This window comes from Pseudoalteromonas sp. S1608, assembly GCF_005887265.1.
Taxonomy (GTDB): domain Bacteria; phylum Pseudomonadota; class Gammaproteobacteria; order Enterobacterales; family Alteromonadaceae; genus Pseudoalteromonas; species Pseudoalteromonas undina.
In genome coordinates this window covers 1-20,899 of sequence record NZ_PNDK01000052.1, presented here as the reverse complement: position 1 = coordinate 20,899, position 20,899 = coordinate 1, and the positions used below count along the sequence as shown (strand labels likewise).

Here is a 20,899-nt window from a genome sequence, read left to right as displayed (position 1 = left end):
AAAAAAGCGAGAGTGCGGCAAAAGCACTCTCGCTTTTTTACATAGGTAAGCGCGCGCGGGTAACGACACTGGCTGGCATTTTTTCAGCAAGTTTAGTTAATGCTCTCTCTATTTTTTTATGTGTCGCTTTATCAGCTACCGTGGTGTTAAACAGCCAACGATAAGCATCTTCGAAATCTCTTGGACTTCCATAACCTTGATTAAACAAACCAACTAATCGTAATTGCGCTTTTAAGTTGCCTTGCGCTGACGCCTCACGTAAGTAGGTTATTGCCATGGTTTTGTCTTTTTGGACCAACTGCCCAACGTCGTAGTAGCGACCTAGTTGCTCTAATGCAGCCGCTAAGCCCTGCTCAGCCGCTTTTTTCATGTAATACACACCTAAAGCAACATCGCGCTCAACACACACTTTATAAGCGAGCATATCACCGTATAGGAATTGATATGATGGCAATGCCATTTTATTGGCTCGCGCTTCTATATCTTGCACTAACTGGCAATTATCTGCCTTTACGCGCGCTAGATGAGTGTTCTCATTAATTAAAGCTATTAACTCAGATTCAGTATACAGCGGCACAGCTGCAGGACTTTCTTCAGCTAAGCTATTGCTTATATTGAATAAAGTAAGTGTAAGTAGTGATAATGACCACACTGAGCAACGAGAAGATAAACGCATATTAACCACTTTAAAAATAAACTTACCAAATAATATACAAAGATCGTTCCACTATTAATAGCGTCACTTTTCTGCAGACATAAAAAAAGCTGCGCATGGCAGCTTTTTTTCAACATAAACCCAATTATGCAAATGGGCTACGAAGTATCATCGTTTCAACACGATCAGGACCTGTAGAGATAATATCAACAGGTACGCCAGTGATTTCTTCAATACGTTTAATGTAATCAATTGCCGCTTTAGGTAAGCCTTCAAGTGATGTTACACCCACTGTATTTTCAGACCAGCCAGGCATTTCTTCGTATACTGGCGTTACTTTATCGTAACCTTCAGCTGCTAATGGCGTCACGTTAGTCACAGTACCATCTTCAAGCTTATAACCAGTACAGATTTTAAGTGTTTCTAAACCATCTAAAACGTCAAGTTTAGTTAAACAAAATCCTGAAATGCTGTTGATTTGGACTGCACGGCGCATAGCCACGGCATCTAACCAACCTGTACGACGTAAACGACCTGTAGTAGCACCAAACTCATGACCTTTGTCACCTAAATGCTTACCGACTGGGTCTTGCTTATCAAGACCGTCGTAAAGCTCTGTAGGGAAAGGACCTGAACCTACACGTGTTGTGTACGCTTTAATGATACCTAGCACATAATCAAGGTGTAATGGGCCAAAACCCGCACCTGTAGCAACGCCACCAGCGGTGGTGTTTGAAGATGTTACATAAGGGTAAGTACCATGATCGATATCAAGTAGTGTACCTTGAGCACCTTCAAATAAGATGTTGTCACCGGCGTTACGCGTTTGATCTAAAAGCTCAGTTACATCAACTACCATTGCTTTTAAAATGTCAGCAACAGCCATTGCATCATCAAACGTTTTTTGGAAGTCAACAGCGTCTACTTTGTAGTAGTTCACTAATGTGAAGTTGTGGTATTCCAATACTTCTTTTAACTTAGTAGCAAATAATTCAGGATTGAATAAATCACCAACACGTAAACCACGACGTGCTACTTTATCTTCGTACGCTGGACCGATACCACGACCCGTTGTACCGATTGGTTTATCGCCACGCGCAGTTTCGCGAGCTACATCTAATGCAACATGGAAAGGCAATATTAGCGGACATGCTTCACTGATTAAAAGACGTTCACGTACAGGTACGCCACGCTCTTCAAGCATGCCAATTTCTTTCATTAGCGCTTCTGGTGATAAAACAACACCATTACCAATCACACATTTAACATTGTCACGTAATACACCCGATGGAATAAGGTGTAGAACTGTCTTTTCACCGTCGATCACTAAAGTATGGCCTGCGTTATGACCACCTTGATAACGAACTACTAAAGATGCTTTATCTGTAAGGAGGTCAACTACCTTACCCTTACCTTCGTCACCCCATTGGGTGCCTAGTACAACAACGTTTTTACCCATTGCAAATTCACTTAGAGAAAATTAGGACGAGATTTTACCAGAAAACTAAAGCAATGTTCACCCCGTTTAGCTTATTTTTTCCTCGTGCGGGTAGTAAACATCAGTGTTTCGTTAATAATCACATAAATAACAGTCATTTATAAACTTAAAATTCAGATAACAAAAAGCCCTGCAATTGCAGGGCTTTCAAGTTTAACTAAAGCTATGATTACTGAGCTTTCGCGCCTTTCATGTATTGGAAGAAGTCGCTATCCGGTGATAACACCATCACGTCTTGCTTGCCTTTGAAAGTTTGCTTATAAGCTTCTAAAGAGCGAACAAAGCTAAAAAACTCAGGGTCTTTATTGTAAGCACTAGCGTAAATCGCAGCAGCGTCAGCATCACCTTGACCACGAACAGAACGAGCATTACGTTCGGCGTCGGCAAGCATTACTGTTACGCGACGGTCAACGCCTGCACGAATTGTTTCTGCTTTTTCCTGACCTTCAGAGCGGTGCTCTTTAGCAACTGCAGTACGCTCAGCGCGCATACGTTGGTAAATAGAGCTACTCACCTCTTGTGGTAAGTTAATTTGCTTAACACGCACATCAAGTACTTCAATACCCAGCTCACTAGCACTTTCAGATGCTTGTACTAACGCTTCTTCCATCAGCTCGCTACGCTCACCAGATACAATTTCACGAATAGTACGCGTACCAAAGTTAGTACGTAGGCCATTATTTACTTTTTGCTTAAGCAGTGTTTCAGCGTATTGCTTGTCACCACGTGCACGCAGGTAAAAAGAGCTAAAATCGTTTACGCGCCATTTTACAAACGAATCAACGATTAAGTCTTTTTTCTCGCTAGTTACAAAGCGATCCGGTGTGCCATCTAGTGTTTGAATACGTGCATCAATACGACGTACTTGACTAAAAAATGGGACTTTTAAGTGTAGACCTGGGCCATAAACTACTGCCTCATCGTCGCTGTCTTTTTGCACTTTACTAAATAAAAGTACAATCGCTTTTTGACCTTCAGAGACCACGAACACCGACGAGAAAGACATCACAATGGCGGCTAATAGGATTACTAAACTAAAGTTTTTCATTGCTCTTATCTCCCGTCGTTAAAGCGATCATTGTTAAAGCGATCGTTACCACTATTAACAGTGCTGTTGCGTGACGTATTTACCTTGTTACGTAAATCGTTTATATCGCTTGAGCTAGGTAAAGCAATACGTGTTGATGAACCCTGTTTTTCCATGATTTTATCAAGTGGTAAGTACATCATGTTGTTGCCGCCTTTAACATCAACCAACACTTTAGAGCTGTTACCTAGCACTTCTTGCATCGTGTCTATGTATAAACGCTCACGTGTTACTTCTTTAGCTGCTTGGTATTCTGGAAGTAATTTCTCAAAACGAGCCACTTCACCTTGCGCTTCTAAAGTAATACGTTCTTGGTAACCTTCAGCTTCTTGCGTCATACGAGTCACTTGACCACGCGCACGCGGTTCAATTTCACGGGCATACGCTTCTGCTTCACGAATAAAGCGTTGTTCATCCTCTTGGGCCGCAATTGCATCATCAAACGCATCTTTAACTTCCATTGGTGGACGAGAGTCCTTGAAGTTAACGTCAGTTACGATTAAACCTAAGTTATAAGGTTCGATGATTTGATTTAGCTCATCCCAAGTATTTTGACGTACAACTTCACGGCCGTTTGTCAGTACTTGGTCCATTTTTGAATGACCAACAACATAACGCAGCGCACTATCTAATGCTTCTTCAAGGCTGCTGTCAGCGTTAGTGACACTAAACTTATATAAGTAAGGGTCGATTACTCGATACTGTACTTCAAATTCAACGCTTACTACGTTTTCATCTTCGGTTAGCATAAAGCCTGATGCTGATAACGAGCGAACAGCTTCGATATCGACTGGAATAACCGTTTCAACAAAGGTCATTTTCCAACGCAAGCCAGGATCTGCAATTCGGTCAAACTTACCAAATTGAAGAACGACGCCGCGCTCAGCTTCTTTCACCGTATAAATACCGCTTAACGCCCATACAATTGCAGCGATAATAAGTACAAATGAAATACCGGCTCCGCCAAGTCCACCACCGCTACCATTGCCGGATTTTTTACCGCCAAATAAGCCGTTAAACTTGTTACTGAATTTACGGAACACCTCGTCTAAATCAGGTGGGCCTTGATCACGTCCGCCTTTGTTATTCCACGGATCTTTGTCATTGCCATTATTACCCGGTTCATTCCAGGCCATAGCTATACTCCATTGTTATCTAAATAAATTCGGAAATTGTGTTAAATCTAACAAATCTTCTGCGTTTCTTATACTAAAACCGACATTAATCTTGCAGTTTTTAATCTCAGCTAATAAAACTTTCAATTTCAGGGCCAAAATCTTTAATTAAACGGTTCCACTCAATCATAGGCAATCGTACATCAAGCAACCAATTACCTTGTTCATCAAACCGCTCATTGTGTACTGCACTTAAATTAAATAGTGATGCTCTTAAACGCCCATATTGTGGTGCGAGTAATAACGTTTCATTAAGCATTTGCTTAGCGAGTAAATCGCTAATAGCTTCACTAAGTAATTCACAGCCTTCGCCAGTTTTTGCAGATAGCCATACCCTTATAGGTTGGCCCTCGTCATCACGATCAATACGTGGCGTTACCTCATCCAGCGCATCAATTTTATTATAAACTAATAACTGCGGTACCTCGTCGGCTTCAATTTCTTTGAGGACTTCTTGTACCTGTTCAATATTTTCTTTTCGGCGAGGATCAGCTACATCTATCACATGCAGTTGTAAATCGGCTTCACGCGTCTCGGTCAGAGTTGCTTTAAATGCAGCCACCAAATCATGCGGTAAGTGTCGAATAAACCCTACAGTATCGGCTAAAATAACAGAACCAACATCACCAATATCGAGTTTACGCAGTGTTGGATCTAGTGTGGCGAATAGCTGATCGGCTGCATATACATCTGAATCGGTAATATAGTTAAACAGTGTTGATTTTCCGGCATTGGTATAGCCGACCAGCGACACTGTTGGAATTTCATTACGCGTACGAGCACGTCGACCTTGTTCACGCTGTACAGCGACTTTAGCAAGTCGAGCTCGAATATTTTTAATACGTGCACGCAATAAACGTCGATCGGTTTCTAGCTGCGTTTCACCAGGACCACGTAAGCCTATCCCCCCTTTTTGACGCTCAAGGTGGGTCCAACCACGAATTAAACGTGTAGACATGTGGCGAAGCTGAGCCAGCTCTACTTGGAGTTTACCTTCATGAGTACGGGCACGCTGAGCAAAAATATCAAGAATAAGTGTTGTTCTATCAAGTACCCGACATTGACAAACACGCTCTAAATTGCGTTCTTGAGACGGGCTCAACTGATGGTTAAAAATGACAACATCGGCATTGTGGATTTTGACAATTTCAGCTATTTCTTCCGCTTTGCCGGTACCGACAAATAGTTTGGGATGTGGTGCTTGACGGCTGCCTTGCACAACCGCCAAACTACTAACACCAGCAGAAGATACCAACATTTCTAATTCATGAAGATCTTCGCGATCCCCATCTTTAGGTAGGTCGATATGGACTAAAATTGCCTGTTCGCCAGATTCATAGCGGTCAAACAAGCATTACGCTCCTAATTTAAAAGTTTCCTGGTTCCGTTTCTTCAGTGTCTTCATTTCCCTGTACACCTTGGAAGTTGACTGCGCGTGCAGGTACAACTGTTGAAATTGCATGTTTATACACCATTTGATTAACAGTGTTTTCCAGTAAAATTACAAATTGGTCAAATGACTGAATTTTACCTTGTAATTTTATGCCATTTACCAAAAAAATTGATACTGGAATGCGCTCGCGGCGTAATGCATTTAAAAATGGGTCTTGTAACGATTGGCCTTTTGCCATGTTATTATTCCTTCGTTCTAGGTGTTATTATAATTAAGTGGCTGAACTAATTTAATAAAGCTAAATTTTGTCCAGCTACTACTAGCTTAGCGAACTTACTACACGATGCAAGTTTTCTTCATCACCGGTTGTTAACCACGTAACGTCAGGCCAACTTCTTAACCACGTTAATTGACGCTTAGCCAATTGACGAGTGGCAGCAATACCGCGAAAAACCATTTCATCATGGTCTATTTCACCCGCAAGGTAATCCCACATCTGTCTATAACCTACACAACGAATAGAAGGCATATTGGGATGTAAATCCTCACGTAGATATAGGGTCGAAACTTCTTTTTCAAACCCCTGTTCAATCATTATTTTAAACCTTTCTGCAATTCGCTGATGTAACTCTTTACGATCATCTGGAGCAATAGCAAATTGATGAAAAGTATAGGGTAAAGGTGGCTGTTTTTGCTTTTGCAATTCAGTCATTGTTTTACCTGTTATACGGTAAACCTCTAAAGCGCGATTAATTCGTTGTGAATCATTTTCACTCATCTTTTTCGCAGCTTGTGGATCTACTTTTAATAGCTCTTGATATAAATGTGGCCAACCGTACTGTTTCGCCTGTACTTCAAGCTCAGCTCTTATCTGCTCATCAGCCTCTGGTAGAGGGGATAATCCATCAATAAGGGCTTTAAAGTACATCATTGTACCTCCAACCAGTACAGGCACTTTACCTTGTTGATGAAATTTATCAATTTTTTCTATCGCATCGCGTCTAAAATCAGCTACTGAATAGGTTTCGCTTGGGTCGAGTAAATCAATTAGGTGATGGGGTGCACGTGCTAGTTCGTCGGCATCCGGTTTAGCGGTACCAATATCCATACCTTTATAAACCAGTGCCGAATCAACGCTGATAATTTCAGTATTTAAATGCTCACACAGTGAAATTGCCAATGCTGTTTTACCAGCAGCGGTGGGGCCCATTAAAAATATGACCGGTAAATTACTCAACACGAATACCCTAATTAAATTGCGCTAGATAAGACTTTAGATCTATTTTAACTGCTTTTTCACGTAAACGTTCAATTGTTTGCGCATTATTTTGTAAGCGAGTTTGCTGTACTGCAAAGGCTTTACTGGCATAGAACCGTGTAGGTATTACATTTACCTGCCACGCTAGCCACTGTTCAATACTTTCTAACTGAGCTTTACACCCATCAAGTAAGGCATCTACCGCGGTACTCACGTCAAGTAAGTACAAGCAAACAGGCAACTTTTTAACCATAACAAATTGTTTTTCAATTAAAAGTTCAAAGCCAAGCAAAGTAAACCATGATTGTTGCGTAGCCAGCAGTTCGGTATCTTGTTTTGAGACATTGACCCGTACGGGTAATAACAATGCTTTGCCCTCAAGGCTGCCTTGCTCCTTAATTTGTGCAAGCCAATCATCCGCTAGCGCATATTTAAAGTGTGAACAATAAAGTTGGTTTTCATCATTAAACACACAAGCGCCCTGTTCAATGGTTATTATATCGACAGTACGAAGCGCTGTATCTGATACTTGAGTCTCATCTGATTGCACAAATGGTGCTGGATTATCAAAGTGATGTGCTTGCTGCTCACTCACACCTTGATAAAACGCATTTACGTCATGGTAATTTCGACTTTCAGCACGTTGTTGATTACCTGTACCTTGAGTTGCAGCACTATAAGTTGTGCTATGCGCTGAAGATGACCGACTAGGCTGTAATGACGACTTAGGGTAATCAAACGGTTCACTACTGGTAGTAGTGTGTGCATTAAATGCAGCCACTGGTGGGCTATTATCATTAGCTTCACTGGAGTTTGAAAACTCAGCTTGCAGGGGCACAACAACTTGTTTTACCGCTTGCAAAATAAAGTCGTGTACTAAGCGCCCTTGATGAAAGCGCACCTCATGTTTAGCAGGATGAACGTTTACATCCACTTGACGTGGATCTATATCAATATAAATCACAAACCCGGGTAACTCTTGCTCACCGCTGACTTCCTCAAATGCTTGGCGAATAGCGTGCAAAATAAGTTTATCGCGCATCATACGATTATTTACATAGGTGTACTGTGTGGTATTGGCCGAGCCAACCGGCAGCACCCAGCCATGTAGTTGCAGCCCTGCTTCACCTGATTGAATATGCAGTCCCTGTTCTGCAAACGCTTTACCCGCCACTTGGGCAACTCGTGTAATCGCTTGAGCAGGATCGGTTTTAGCGCGATACTGCCGCACCACTTTTTCGTTATGGGTTAACGTAATTGATACGTCAAAACGACTCAGCGCAATCCGCTTTATAAGCTCATCAATATGGCTAAACTCAGTTTTTTCGGTACGTAAAAACTTACGCCGTGCTGGGGTATTAAAAAATAAATCTTTTACTTCAATTGTGGTACCGCTGGGATGTGCCACAGGCTTTACCTCTACGGCCATATCTCTGCCTTGCGCAAAGGCTTGCCAAGCGGCTTCTTGCTGTTCAGGCTTAGAGCTTAAGGTTAAGCGAGATACCGAGCTAATAGACGCGAGAGCTTCGCCTCTAAAGCCTAAAGAGCAAATATTTTCTAAGTCATCGAGCGACTTTAGTTTACTGGTAGCATGGCGAGAAAGCGCTAATGTGAGCTCCTCTTTTGCAATGCCTGAACCATTATCACGAATTCGAATCAGCTTATGACCACCGCGTTCAATATCTATTTGAATACGTGTCGCACCTGCATCTAGGCTATTTTCTACTAACTCTTTAACCACCGACGCGGGACGCTCAACAACTTCACCCGCCGCAATTTGGTTTGCCAAGCGCGCAGGTAATATTTCAATACTCATAAAAACCTTAAATGTTGTGCGCTTTTAAAATTAACTCTGAGGAATATCAAGTTCCTGGCCAATAAATAGCGTATTTGAACTGAGCTTATTAACCTGTTTTATTTTACTAATACTAACCCCATATCGACCTGCCAACATGCTCAGTGACTCACCAGGACGTACTTTATGTTTTGTTGGGTATTGAGACTTTAATGACGCAAACAGTGAGTCGTCAGGCGGGTTACGTAAATAGTAATTTTTAATTGAGGTAAACATGGCTTTAGCTAAGCGCTCTTGATGATTGGCACTTTTAAGCAGTCGCTCTTCACGTGGATTAGAGATAAACCCAGTTTCAACCAAAATAGACGGAATATCTGGCGACTTTAATACTGCAAGGCTGGCATGTTGCGGCTCTTTTTTATGAAGTTTAGCCACCTTTCGTAGCTCTTTAACTACTTCCTCAGCCACGTTTAAGCCGGTTTTCATGGAGTGATCCATCGACATATCAAGCAAGGCTTGCGCTAAGTACTTTTCATTTGCAGCATCTTTAATTACATCGGCAGCACCGCCAAGTAACTCAGAGTGTTTTTCTTTATCCTCAATCCATTTACCAATTTCTGAATTGGCACGTCGCAGCGACAACACCCATACAGAAGCACCATTTGGCCCAGGGCTGGTAAACGCATCTGCATGAATAGAAACAAAAAAGTCTGCTTTTTTCTGACGTGCGCGGTTGGTACGTGTATTGAGTTTTACAAAGTAATCGCCACTGCGAACCATACGCGAAATCATGCCTCGCTCAGCATCAATCATCCGCTCTAAACGCTTGGCAATTTGCAGTGTAATGTCTTTTTCGTAAGTGCCTGACGGGCCAATGGATCCAGGGTCTTCACCGCCATGCCCTGCATCAATAGCAATTACAATATCGCGCTCTTGGCTTAATTGGCGTTTTTTAGCCGCCGTTTGCGCAGGGGTAATTGCACCTTTAGCTTGGCTTTTATCGTATAAATCGACCACCAATCTATTTTTATAAGGGCCTGTGGGAGCTAGTGCAAATATAACCGGTTTAACTGGCCCATTTAATTCAAACACTAAACGCACGCTGTGTTTATTTTTAGGTTTCGAGTAACGTAACTTACTAACAATTTGGTGTTTTGGTGGCACACCTGGCAATGTTTTCAACTCATCAGTGTTTTCTAAATCAACCACTAAACGGCTTGGATTTTTTAGCATAAAGTAGCTGAAATCGGGTTTATCGTCGAGATCAAACACCACCCGGGTGCTATCAGGGGATGGCCAGACACGCACACTATTAATAGTGTTTTGCGCCCACAATGGCAAGCTCACTGTAAAAACCATGAGGTAAATAAAAAGTTTAACTAAACCACGACTCATTTTGATAATCACTGCCTTAACTATTTTATTATCTATTATTTAGTTTTTCGACAATTGCTACACCACGCTCACTAGCACTGTTAATAACAATTTTACGCTCATCACCTACATAACTTAGCGTAGCATTTAGATCGGGAACAGGAATAAATTCTCCGCCTTTTTCCGGCCACTCAACAATACAAGTTGCCGTTTCTGAAAAATAATCACGAATTCCCATAAATTCAAGCTCTTCTGGGTCACCTAATCGGTATAAGTCAAAATGATAGACATTGCCACGCACAAGCTCGTAAGGTTCAACAAGTGTATAAGTGGGACTTTTAACCTTACCTGTATGACCAAAACCTTGCACTATACCGCGAGTAAATGTCGTTTTACCGGCCCCCAAATCACCATGCAAATAAATAACTGCGCCCTGTTCTATTATGGCAGCTAATTTATTACCCATAGCAACAGTGGCATTTTCATCGACTAAATGAAAATCAAAACTACACGACATGATTACCTCAAAATTTACGAAAAGCGCATATTTGTTAATCATACCAGATTATTTATTTAAGGTGATACTGCCTCTTTTTTAAAGATAAAAAAACCGGCCTGAGCCGGTTTTTAATTAGCATAGACTTTACAGCCCTAATTTCTTCTCAAGGTAGTGGATATTTGTACCACCGTTTTTGAAGTTTTCATCTGCAAGAATGCGTTTATGCAATGGCGTATTCGTTTTAATACCGTCGATTACCAACTCATTCAATGCATTACGAGCGCGAGCAATAGCAACATCACGGTTTTCACCGTAAGTGATCAGCTTACCAATCATAGAATCGTAATGTGGCGGTACCGTGTAATCAGCATAAATATGGCTGTCCCAACGAATACCTAAACCACCAGCTGGATGAAAACGGGTAATCTTACCTGGTGATGGAATAAAGGTTTCAGGGTCTTCAGCATTAATACGACACTCAATAGCGTGGCCACGAATAACAACGTCGTCTTGAGTGAATGATAATGGCTGACCAGCGGCAATTTTTAGCTGCTCTTTGATTAAATCCACACCGGTAACCATTTCAGTCACTGGGTGTTCAACCTGAATACGGGTATTCATTTCAATGAAGTAAAACTCGCCGTTTTCGTATAAAAACTCAAACGTACCTGCACCACGATAACCAATTTCGATACACGCACGTGTACAACGCTCACCAATGAACTTACGTACTTCTGCAGTAATCCCTGGTGCTGGCGCCTCTTCCACTACTTTTTGGTGGCGACGTTGCATTGAACAATCACGCTCACCTAGATGAACCGCATTGCCTTGACCGTCGGCCAATACTTGCACTTCAATGTGGCGTGGGTTTTCAAGGAATTTTTCCATGTAAACCATGCTGTTGCCAAAGAACTGCTTAGCTTCTTGTTGCGTAAGCGCAATCGAGTTGATTAACTCAGCCTCGTTGCGTACAACACGCATACCACGACCACCGCCGCCGCCAGCTGCTTTAATAATTACCGGGTAACCAATACGTTTAGCAATTTGCATGTTGCGTTCTTTATCATCCGATACCGGACCATCAGAACCTGGCACACATGGAACACCCGCTTTACGCATCGCTTCGATTGCCGATACTTTATCGCCCATTAGACGAATAGTATCGCCACGAGGACCGATAAAAACAAAGCCACTTTGCTCAACTTGGTCTGCAAAGTCGGCATTTTCAGCAAGAAAACCATAACCAGGATGGATAGCGACCGCATCAGTAATTTCTGCTGCGGCAATAATGCGTGGAATGTCTAAGTAACTTTCAGTTGCTGCTGGTTTACCAATACAGATGGTTTCATCTGCTAGTAATACGTGCTTAAGATCGCGATCCGCCGTTGAATGCACAGCAACCGTTTTGATCCCAAGCTCTTTGCAGGCGCGCAATATACGAAGTGCAATTTCACCTCGGTTTGCAATGACTACTTTATCTAACATGAGAGTTGGCCTTTTACGTTGCGCTATTATTCAATGATGAATAAAGGTTGATCAAATTCTACTGGCTCGCCGTTTTCTACTAAGATAGCTTTTACTGTACCGGCTTTATCTGACTCAATTTGGTTCATCATTTTCATTGCTTCAACGATACATAGCGTGTCGCCAACTTTAACCTGAGAGCCCACTTCAACATATGCTGGTGCTTCTGGAGAAGCTGCTGCATAAAAAGAACCTACCATAGGTGATTTAACTTGATGACCTGTAGGGCCTGCAGGTGCTTCAGACTCTACGGCTGCAGGTGCTGATGGTGCAGCCGCGGCTGGAGCAGGTGCTGCTGGGGCGTATTGCTGAGGTGCGAATTGCGCATACGCAGGACCGGCACTCATGTTATTACGGTTAATACGTACTGATTCTTCACCTTCAGTGATTTCTAGTTCTGCAATACCTGATTCTTCTACTAATTCAATTAGTTTTTTGATCTTGCGAATATCCATAAACGGCCCGCCTATTAGTTTGTTAGTTTAAATTTAGTTTGAGTTTTGCAATCGGCTGACAGCTGCATTTAAAGCAGCGTGATAACCCATTGCACCTAATCCACAAATAACGCCTTGCGCCACATCAGAAAAATAAGAATGATGGCGAAACGTTTCACGTGCATGCACATTACTTAAGTGCACTTCAAAAAACGGAATATCAACGCTTAGCAATGCATCACGTAATGCGACGCTTGTGTGCGTAAATGCTGCAGGGTTAATTATTATGTAATCAACCGCTTGCCAAGCATCATGAATGCGTTCAATGAGCGCTTGTTCACTATTACTTTGAAAATGCGTTAACTCCACACCTAAACTATTAGCAGCGCTGTTTAACTCGCTCACAATATGCTCTAAAGAATGCGAACCGTACTTATCAGGTTCACGCTTTCCTAGCATGTTTAAATTTGGGCCATTTATAACTAAAATCTTTAATTTTGCAGCCATAATACGCGATATATCCTATAAGTAATGAGTTAAGCGGTTACCAACTAGTTTTTCTCTAAAAAGTAAGCAGAAAAAAGTAAGATAGCAACAATTTCTCACGTTAACCAACTATTATAGTGATTTCGAAGTAAATAGCAGCAAAATACTGGTCTAATCTCTATTTCGGGGACTATCTTAAGGGGAGAATAGTGGCACAACATTACCAATCATGTTGTGCCATAAAGAATGGTTATTCAGCGCTGGCACGCACTGCAGCTAGGTGCTTAGCAAAATCATCTGCATTTAAAAAGCCAGTTACACGTTGTGTACTTAACTCTTCACCTTGAGTATTGAAGAATAAAATACTCGGTAAACCAAACACTGAATATGCTTCCATTAGCTCAATTGTTTCATTATCGCTTTGGGTTAAGTCAATTTGAATCAGTTGATAATGGCTAAACTCACTTTGCACTTGCGGGTCAGGAAATGTGTAATGCTCAAACTCTTTACACGCTACACACCAGTCAGCGTATAAGTCCACCATTACCATACGACCCTCACTATTTGCTTGTGAAACTGCTTGCTTCAACTCGGCTAAGTTAGCAACGTGCTTAAACTCATTGCTTTGCGTGGTTGTTTGCAAGCTCACGTTTTGTGTTGGCCAAAAATAATTTTTGGTTAAATTAAAGCCCGTAAGCACTAATAAAACAGCAATAACCCACAATAAGGTTTTTAATTTACCTTGTGCTTGGGCGCTTTGCCAATGATGAAAATAAAGCGCTGTGGCGATAGCTAATAGACCTGCTAATAGTAAAATTATCTCGATATCGATAATTCGCTCTAACAAAATAAGTGGCACAACTAACATAATAAAACCAAATAAGGTCTTAACTTGTTCCATCCATCCGCCAGCTTTCGGTAATAACTTACCTCCCGATGTACCAAGGAGTAACAACGGTAAACCCATTCCTAGGCTAAGTACATAAAGCGTTAGTCCACCGACTAAGTAATCGCCGCTTTGTGCCACAAATAATAATGCGGCTGATAAAGGCGCAGTGGTACAAGGTGATGCAATAAGCCCTGATAAAACCCCCATCAGGAATACTCCAATGTAGTTACCGCCTTTTTGATTGTTACTCACTTGGGTTAGCTTGTTCATCATGCCGCTGGGTAACTTTATTTCGTACCAACCGAACATCGACATAGCCAACAACACAAACAATAAGCTAAAACTTATCAATACATATGGGTGCTGTAAGTAACCTTGTACTTGTCCGCCTAATGCAGCAACCACTAACCCCAATGCGGCATAGGTAACCGCCATACCTTGAATATAAACAAATGATAGGGCAAATGCTTTTTTGGTAGACAGGTTCTTTTGACCCGCAATTAAGCTAGATAAAATAGGAAACATCGGAAATACACAGGGTGTAAATGCCAAACCTACGCCCACAGCAAAAAATATAGCTAAATTAACCATTAAGCTTTGGCTGGCTAACTGCTCTGTAAAGGTGAGCTCTTTCTCGGGTGTTGCTGTAGTAACAGGTTTTTCTACAGGTTGGCTAAGTGCCGCAAATGCACTACTTGCTGCTGTATTTTCATTAGTATTAGTTTCACTTGCCAGTACACTTAATGGAATGCTGATGATTTCAGGTGGATAACACAGCCCTGCTTTTGCACAACCTTGATAACGCACCTTAACAACGCCATCTTCACTGACATTACTCAACTTGCTAATAACGCTGATAGAATTAAAAAACACCTCAGTTTTGCCAAAAAACTCATCTTCAATTATTTCACCAGAGCCCAACTCAGGCACGTCAATGCTGGCACCTTTGGCAATAATTTCTATTTTGTCTTTATATAGATAATAGTCATCAGCGATATCCCAACCAACAAATAACGTACTGCCTTGCTGGTCAAAATCAAATACAAACGCTTCATTGACTGGTAAAAATGTATGTTGAGTAGGTTTGAGAAAATCTTCAAGGGTATTTTGTGTTGCCCAAGCAGGCGCCATTAAAACACTTAATAAAAAAAATAAAATAAAGCGCATTAATGAAGTACCTCATCCATCCAATTAAAGTAAGCCAAGTTACCCGTTGCCACATCAACAACTTGTATTTCTGGTACTTCGTAGCTGTGAAGATCTTTTAAGGTTAAAAACACATCGTTCATTTTGTCAGCTTTGGTTTTAATTAGTAGCTTCACTTCTGTTGCTTCAGCTACTTCACCTTCCCATATGTAAATAGAACTCATGGCCGGTAAAATATTTACACAAGCGGCTAGTTTCTTTTCTATTAGCGCCATAGCTAATAAACGGGCTTCATCGTTATCTTTGCAAGTGGTAAAAATAAGTTTAAATTGCGTTGTCATAGTGAACCTTTACTTGTTTACGGGGGTCTAGCCCCATAGTAGCTGATAGCGGGTGTAATGTGTAGACACGAACTCTGTCTACATTTTGGGTCTTTGTAGTAAATTGATTTAGACCCGCCACCTGTAACTTTACTAACATTAAAGTTTATTACTTACTCTTATTAGCTTGAAAATAGACCCGACAACCCTCACTTATATTTCATTAGCACCTTAATAAGTGTCATTTTTTTAGAGAGTCTTATGTTTAGAATTTTATTTTTGCTGTTTATCATCATCCCAATTATTGAAATTGCCTTACTAATTCAGGTTAGTGACGTGATAGGTGGCTTCGCAACAATTGCTTTAGTGGTACTAACCGCGATTGTGGGTGCGAAAATGGTGAAACAGCAAGGAATGGGCGCACTACAAAACGTACAAGTGCAAATGGCTCAAGGGCAAATGCCGGCTAAAGAGTTGTTTACGGGTATTTGTGTGATTATTGCTGGCGTACTTTTACTAACACCCGGCATTATGACGGATGTATTTGGCCTACTGCTTCTTACTCCAGCTATTCGCAATAAATTAGCCGCAGGGCTTGCCAGCCAAGCAACGGTGAGAATGAGCGCGAGTATGCATCAAACAGGTACTTCAGGATTTTCACAACCTCATCAATCAATGCATCATGAGCAAGATGAAAACCGTCCCAATACTATAGATGGTGAATACGAGCGAAAAGATTAAAAATTTATCATTTTTTCTCTTGGAATTTTTCACTCTACCCCCATTAATGAAAGCAAATTAGATACACTTTTTTCTGTACTGTTCAGAAACTGTTAGGAGAACTAAAAACATGAACATTCGTCCTTTACAAGATCGCGTAATCATCAAGCGTCTAGAAGAAGAAACCAAGTCTGCTGGCGGTATTGTATTAACTGGCTCTGCAGCTGAAAAATCAACTCGTGGAGAAGTTGTTGCCGTAGGTAATGGTCGCGTTTTAGAAAACGGTGACGTTCGCGCGTTAGAAGTGAAAGCCGGTGACACTGTGTTATTTGGCTCATATGTTGAAAAAACTGAAAAGATCGAAGGTCAAGAATACCTGATCATGCGTGAAGATAATATTTTAGGCATTGTAGGCTAAACCTACTTTTCGTTTAACACACATTTTAAGAATTTAGAGGAAATTAAACATGGCAGCAAAAGAAGTACTGTTTGCAGGCGACGCACGTGCAAAAATGCTAACTGGCGTAAACATTTTAGCAAACGCAGTAAAAGTAACATTGGGCCCTAAAGGTCGTAACGTTGTACTAGACAAATCATTTGGCTCCCCAGTAATCACTAAAGATGGTGTATCTGTAGCTAAAGAAATCGAACTTGAAGACAAGTTTGAAAACATGGGCGCACAAATGGTTAAAGAAGTAGCGTCTAAAGCAAATGATGCTGCTGGTGACGGTACCACTACCGCAACTGTGCTTGCTCAATCTATTGTTAACGAAGGCCTTAAAGCGGTTGCTGCGGGTATGAACCCAATGGATCTTAAGCGCGGTATTGATAAAGCAATCATTGCTGCAACAGCAGAACTTAAAGCTCTTTCTGTTCCATGTTCTGATACTAAAGCAATTGCACAAGTAGGTACTATTTCAGCTAACTCTGATAAAGAGATTGGTGAAATCATTGCTGATGCAATGGAAAAAGTAGGCCGTAATACTGGTGTTATCACGGTTGAAGAAGGTCAATCACTTGAAAACGAACTAGATGTTGTAGAAGGCATGCAGTTTGACCGTGGTTACTTATCTCCATACTTCATCAACAACGCTGAAAAAGGCGCAGTTGAACTAGATAACCCATTTATCTTACTTGTAGATAAAAAAATATCTAACATCCGTGAATTATTACCAACATTAGAAGCGGTTGCAAAAGCAAGCAAGCCTCTACTAATCATCGCAGAAGACCTTGAAGGTGAAGCGTTAGCGACACTAGTAGTGAATAACATGCGTGGTATTGTAAAAGTATCAGCGGTTAAAGCACCTGGCTTTGGCGATCGTCGTAAAGCAATGCTACAGGATATCGCGGTATTAACTGGCGGTACTGTAATTTCTGAAGAAATCGGCCTTGAACTTGAAAAAGCAACAGTTGAAGACTTAGGTACAGCTAAGCGCGTAGTAATCACTAAAGATGATACAACAATCATTGATGGTGCTGGTGAAGAAGACGGTATCAACGGTCGTGTTGCTCAAATCAAAGCACAAATTGAAGAAGCGACTTCTGACTACGATAAAGAAAAGCTACAAGAGCGCATGGCTAAGTTAGCTGGCGGTGTTGCTGTAATCAAAGTAGGTGCCGCTACTGAAATTGAAATGAAAGAGAAAAAAGACCGTGTTGAAGATGCATTACATGCAACTCGCGCAGCGGTTGAAGAAGGTGTAGTACCAGGTGGTGGTGTTGCATTAGTACGTGCTGCTAGCAAGCTAGTTGAGCTACTTGGCGACAATGAAGACCAAAACCACGGTATTAAAGTGGCACTTCGTGCGATGGAAGCACCACTTCGTCAAATCGTTACAAACGCAGGCGATGAAGCATCAGTTGTTATTAACGCAGTTAAAGGCGGAGAAGGTAACTACGGTTACAATGCAGCCACTGGCGAATACAGCGACATGATTGAAATGGGTATCCTAGATCCAACGAAAGTAACGCGCTCTGCATTACAATTTGCAGGATCGATTGCTGGTCTAATGATCACTACAGAGGCTATGGTTGCTGAAATTCCTAAAGAAGAAGCAGCTGGTGCACCTGATATGGGTGGCATGGGCGGCATGGGTGGAATGGGCGGCATGATGTAATCATCCCCTAAACACTTAGCTCAAATAAAAACCCAGCTTCGGCTGGGTTTTTAGCAATAGAAATAAAATAAATTCACTAAACAACAATAAAATTAACTCAGTGTATTCCAATACAACTGAGTTCCTGCAAGCTATACCAGAGTAAATTTTATTTAACATGATTAAGGATATTAAGTTGAATACAAAACCTGAAATTGTCATTTCATCGCTGGATGCAGATAGGTTGTATGCACTGATGGAGTCGTTGCCTGCAAACAGCTTTGCGGGTGAAAAAGAGCTTGAAGCAGAACTTGCACGAGCCAGCATAGTTGAGCCGCACGAAATTCCCGCAACCGTGGTAACCATGAATTCAACTGTGAACTTTGTTGTTGAATCTACAGGCGAAGAGTTTACTTTAACGCTTGTTTACCCAAAAAATATTGACTCAATTGGCGACAAAATATCAATCTTAGCCCCTGTAGGTAGTGCATTACTTGGCCTTTCACAAGGAGATCAAATTGAATGGCCAAAGCCTGGCGGTGGATTAGTAACAGTAACCATCAAAGAAGTTACTTATCAGCCTGAAAGAGCTGGTGAGCTTCACAGATAGTAGCCAAAACAAGCAGCGAAGACATTAGCTAGCACAGCCAGTCACTGCTGCTTTTACTATTTATGATTGAGCAGTGCTCTTACATGCGCAAATAAGTCACTGGCTAACATTCCTCTTTGCCCTGATTGTTCACAGGCTCTATCACCCGCCTTTGCATGTAACACAACGCCATAACATGCTGCCTCACTGGTATTTAATCCTTGAGCCATTAACGCCCCAATTATACCACTAAGCACATCACCACTTCCTCCTACAGCCAAACCAGGGTTACCATTTTCACATATCCAAGTATGCTCGGTATTATCGATTAGCGTACCTGCGCCCTTTAAAATAGAGGTCGCTGCGAAGTTGATCGCACATTGTCGAGCATAATAAAAACGATCAGACTCAACCTCAGAGGTAGTTAAGTTTAATAACCGTGCAGCCTCTGCAGGATGAGGCGTTAGCACGGTATTATTTAATTTATGAGAAGATGATTGCTTAGCTAATAAGTTTAAGGCGTCTGCATCAATAACAGTAGGGATATTGTTTTGCTGGCAATAACGGATTGCCTGATCAAAGGTTTTTTGGGCCCATTCATCTTGGCCTAAACCTGGACCGATAACTACACACGTTGACCATGCTAGGGCATCATCCAAGTGTTCACTAGTTACCATAAGCTCTGGTCGCCCGATGCTCACAGGTAAAACGGCATGTTCATGGGTATACACTTTTACCATTCCAGCACCAGACCTTAATCCACTTTCAGCACTTAATCTAATAGCTCCTGCAGAGCCGTGGTTTCCTCCTATACATAATAACTTTCCATGACTACCTTTATGGCTACTCACTGAGCGCTCAGGCAAAGGTTTAAAGCTGTCTATATTGATAATCTGAGCAGAAGGGGTGGCTAATTTCATAAATTGCTCGCCAATACCTAACTCATCGAAATACAACTGCCCGGCATGCTGCTTTCCTTTAGCCGTGGTGAGCCCTTGCTTTATCCCAACTAATGTCATTGTTTTGGTGGCCATAATGGCTGTTCCTTGAGGACAGCCTGTATCTGCATTAATACCTGACGGCACATCAATACTCAGTATAGGTTTAGTGCTTTCATTTACCGCTTTAATAATAGTAGCAACATTATCGCGTACCGTATTCTCAAGACCAGTGCCGAGTAATGCATCAATTATCACATCACACTCATCGAGTGCATCAGCGCTAAAGTTACAAATTTCACCACCGGCATCAATCCATTGCTTTTGTGCTTTTGCTGCATCTCCGGATAAGGCTTTATTCGGATTAATCGCGCAAACAACTACATGCCGATCTGCTTGTTTGATTAACCGAGCTACCTCATAACCATCTCCAGCATTATTTCCATTACCTGTAATAACTAACGTTTGTTTTGCATTAAAGGTTTTCCAACAGCAAAAAACAGCCTCCGCGGCACGCTGCATCAGCGTGTAAAGGTCTGCGCCGGTAGTATGGACTGCTTGTTCTTCATACCCTTTTATTTGTTTTGACAAATAGGTCAATTGCTCGCACTTAGGTGGCGTTAGTAGTAATGACATAAACAGCTCAATTTAATAAGAATACTTAATTTCATTTTGGGCTTTATAAATTCTTTTTCAAGTAAAACATAGTTATGTAATCTATAAGGCTTTATTTAAGGAGCTATTAATTTTATATAACGAGGATAACCATACAAGAGAAGTTAATAGGAGGTCAGCGTAAAGCAGGGCTTATTTTACCTAAAGCCGGATGCTTTGCACTTCTCTTACATTTGGAGTCGGTGTGCTACTTCGAAGCGACAGCACAGTAGAATGTTGTACTACCCACAGCGCTAGAGAGTACATAATTAATGCTAGACTCTTCTTTATTCGCCGGGAGTCGCTTCGCTCGCCCAACCTACGTGATAGTGCTGGGTGAGTGTGTGCTTTTCACTTTTCTGCAGACGT

General features: G+C 41.6%; 20 protein-coding genes. 4 read left to right on the top strand and 16 right to left on the bottom strand.

Features of this window, described 5'->3' with window-relative positions:
- Positions 1 to 37: 37 nt before the first annotated feature.
- The 15 genes from CWB75_RS16905 to cutA all read right to left on the bottom strand — a co-directional run bounded on the left by CWB75_RS16905 (position 38) and on the right by cutA (position 15,554).
- Positions 38 to 676 carry a tetratricopeptide repeat protein gene (locus tag CWB75_RS16905; protein ID WP_138571260.1) on the bottom strand — a complete coding sequence of 213 codons (639 nt, stop codon included), beginning with the start codon at positions 674 to 676 and terminating at the stop codon, positions 38 to 40.
- 124 nt (positions 677 to 800) lie between these two features.
- Entirely contained in the window at positions 801 to 2,114 is a 1,314-nt protein-coding gene (locus CWB75_RS16900) for an adenylosuccinate synthase (RefSeq protein WP_010391689.1), read from the bottom strand.
- Positions 2,115 to 2,322: 208 nt separating this feature from the next.
- Positions 2,323 to 3,201 (bottom strand): protease modulator HflC, encoded by an 879-nt coding sequence (gene hflC / locus CWB75_RS16895; protein WP_010391687.1) that lies wholly within the window; start codon positions 3,199 to 3,201, stop codon positions 2,323 to 2,325.
- Between the two features lie 5 nt (positions 3,202 to 3,206).
- A complete protein-coding gene (gene hflK / locus CWB75_RS16890; RefSeq protein ID WP_010391686.1) occupies positions 3,207 to 4,376 on the bottom strand; it encodes an FtsH protease activity modulator HflK in 1,170 nt (389 codons plus the stop codon).
- Between the two features lie 106 nt (positions 4,377 to 4,482).
- Positions 4,483 to 5,766 carry a ribosome rescue GTPase HflX gene (hflX, locus tag CWB75_RS16885; RefSeq protein ID WP_010391685.1) on the bottom strand — a complete coding sequence of 428 codons (1,284 nt, stop codon included), beginning with the start codon at positions 5,764 to 5,766 and terminating at the stop codon, positions 4,483 to 4,485.
- Positions 5,767 to 5,782: 16 nt separating this feature from the next.
- On the bottom strand, positions 5,783 to 6,046 hold the full coding sequence (gene hfq, locus CWB75_RS16880; RefSeq protein WP_008113494.1) for an RNA chaperone Hfq: 264 nt from the start codon (positions 6,044 to 6,046) through the stop codon (positions 5,783 to 5,785).
- Between the two features lie 81 nt (positions 6,047 to 6,127).
- Entirely contained in the window at positions 6,128 to 7,045 is a 918-nt protein-coding gene (miaA, locus tag CWB75_RS16875) for a tRNA (adenosine(37)-N6)-dimethylallyltransferase MiaA (protein WP_054202670.1), read from the bottom strand.
- A 10-nt stretch (positions 7,046 to 7,055) separates the two neighbouring features.
- Positions 7,056 to 8,882 carry a DNA mismatch repair endonuclease MutL gene (gene mutL, locus CWB75_RS16870; RefSeq protein ID WP_138571259.1) on the bottom strand — a complete coding sequence of 609 codons (1,827 nt, stop codon included), beginning with the start codon at positions 8,880 to 8,882 and terminating at the stop codon, positions 7,056 to 7,058.
- A gap of 30 nt (positions 8,883 to 8,912) precedes the next feature.
- On the bottom strand, positions 8,913 to 10,256 hold the full coding sequence (locus CWB75_RS16865; protein ID WP_024601933.1) for an N-acetylmuramoyl-L-alanine amidase: 1,344 nt from the start codon (positions 10,254 to 10,256) through the stop codon (positions 8,913 to 8,915).
- Between the two features lie 28 nt (positions 10,257 to 10,284).
- On the bottom strand, positions 10,285 to 10,752 hold the full coding sequence (tsaE, locus tag CWB75_RS16860) for a tRNA (adenosine(37)-N6)-threonylcarbamoyltransferase complex ATPase subunit type 1 TsaE (protein ID WP_013466030.1): 468 nt from the start codon (positions 10,750 to 10,752) through the stop codon (positions 10,285 to 10,287).
- 126 nt (positions 10,753 to 10,878) lie between these two features.
- Positions 10,879 to 12,219: an acetyl-CoA carboxylase biotin carboxylase subunit gene (gene accC / locus CWB75_RS16855; protein WP_013466031.1), complete on the bottom strand. Its 1,341-nt coding sequence runs from the start codon at positions 12,217 to 12,219 to the stop codon at positions 10,879 to 10,881.
- 26 nt (positions 12,220 to 12,245) lie between these two features.
- Complete coding sequence (accB, locus tag CWB75_RS16850) at positions 12,246 to 12,713, bottom strand: acetyl-CoA carboxylase biotin carboxyl carrier protein (protein WP_054202660.1); 468 nt, start codon at positions 12,711 to 12,713, stop codon at positions 12,246 to 12,248.
- A 33-nt stretch (positions 12,714 to 12,746) separates the two neighbouring features.
- Positions 12,747 to 13,199, bottom strand: a complete 453-nt coding sequence (aroQ, locus tag CWB75_RS16845) for a type II 3-dehydroquinate dehydratase (RefSeq protein WP_010391676.1) — start codon at positions 13,197 to 13,199, stop codon at positions 12,747 to 12,749.
- A gap of 229 nt (positions 13,200 to 13,428) precedes the next feature.
- On the bottom strand, positions 13,429 to 15,234 hold the full coding sequence (locus tag CWB75_RS16840) for a protein-disulfide reductase DsbD (protein ID WP_138571258.1): 1,806 nt from the start codon (positions 15,232 to 15,234) through the stop codon (positions 13,429 to 13,431).
- Positions 15,234 to 15,554, bottom strand: a complete 321-nt coding sequence (gene cutA / locus CWB75_RS16835) for a divalent-cation tolerance protein CutA (RefSeq protein ID WP_010391672.1) — start codon at positions 15,552 to 15,554, stop codon at positions 15,234 to 15,236. The genes CWB75_RS16840 and cutA overlap by 1 nt, the downstream gene beginning before the upstream one ends.
- Positions 15,555 to 15,794: 240 nt before the next feature.
- On the opposite strand from cutA, the gene CWB75_RS16830 reads away from it, so the two are divergent.
- The 4 genes from CWB75_RS16830 (at position 15,795) to rnk (ending at position 18,959) form a co-directional block, all read left to right on the top strand.
- A complete protein-coding gene (locus CWB75_RS16830) occupies positions 15,795 to 16,274 on the top strand; it encodes an FxsA family protein (RefSeq protein WP_010391671.1) in 480 nt (159 codons plus the stop codon).
- 109 nt (positions 16,275 to 16,383) lie between these two features.
- Positions 16,384 to 16,671: a co-chaperone GroES gene (locus tag CWB75_RS16825; protein ID WP_008113511.1), complete on the top strand. Its 288-nt coding sequence runs from the start codon at positions 16,384 to 16,386 to the stop codon at positions 16,669 to 16,671.
- Between the two features lie 49 nt (positions 16,672 to 16,720).
- Positions 16,721 to 18,370 (top strand): chaperonin GroEL, encoded by a 1,650-nt coding sequence (groL, locus tag CWB75_RS16820; protein ID WP_054202663.1) that lies wholly within the window; start codon positions 16,721 to 16,723, stop codon positions 18,368 to 18,370.
- 175 nt (positions 18,371 to 18,545) lie between these two features.
- Entirely contained in the window at positions 18,546 to 18,959 is a 414-nt protein-coding gene (rnk, locus tag CWB75_RS16815) for a nucleoside diphosphate kinase regulator (RefSeq protein ID WP_138571257.1), read from the top strand.
- A 56-nt stretch (positions 18,960 to 19,015) separates the two neighbouring features.
- On the opposite strand, the gene CWB75_RS16810 is transcribed toward rnk, so the two are convergent.
- On the bottom strand, positions 19,016 to 20,512 hold the full coding sequence (locus CWB75_RS16810) for an NAD(P)H-hydrate dehydratase (protein WP_138571256.1): 1,497 nt from the start codon (positions 20,510 to 20,512) through the stop codon (positions 19,016 to 19,018).
- Positions 20,513 to 20,899 lie beyond the last annotated feature (387 nt).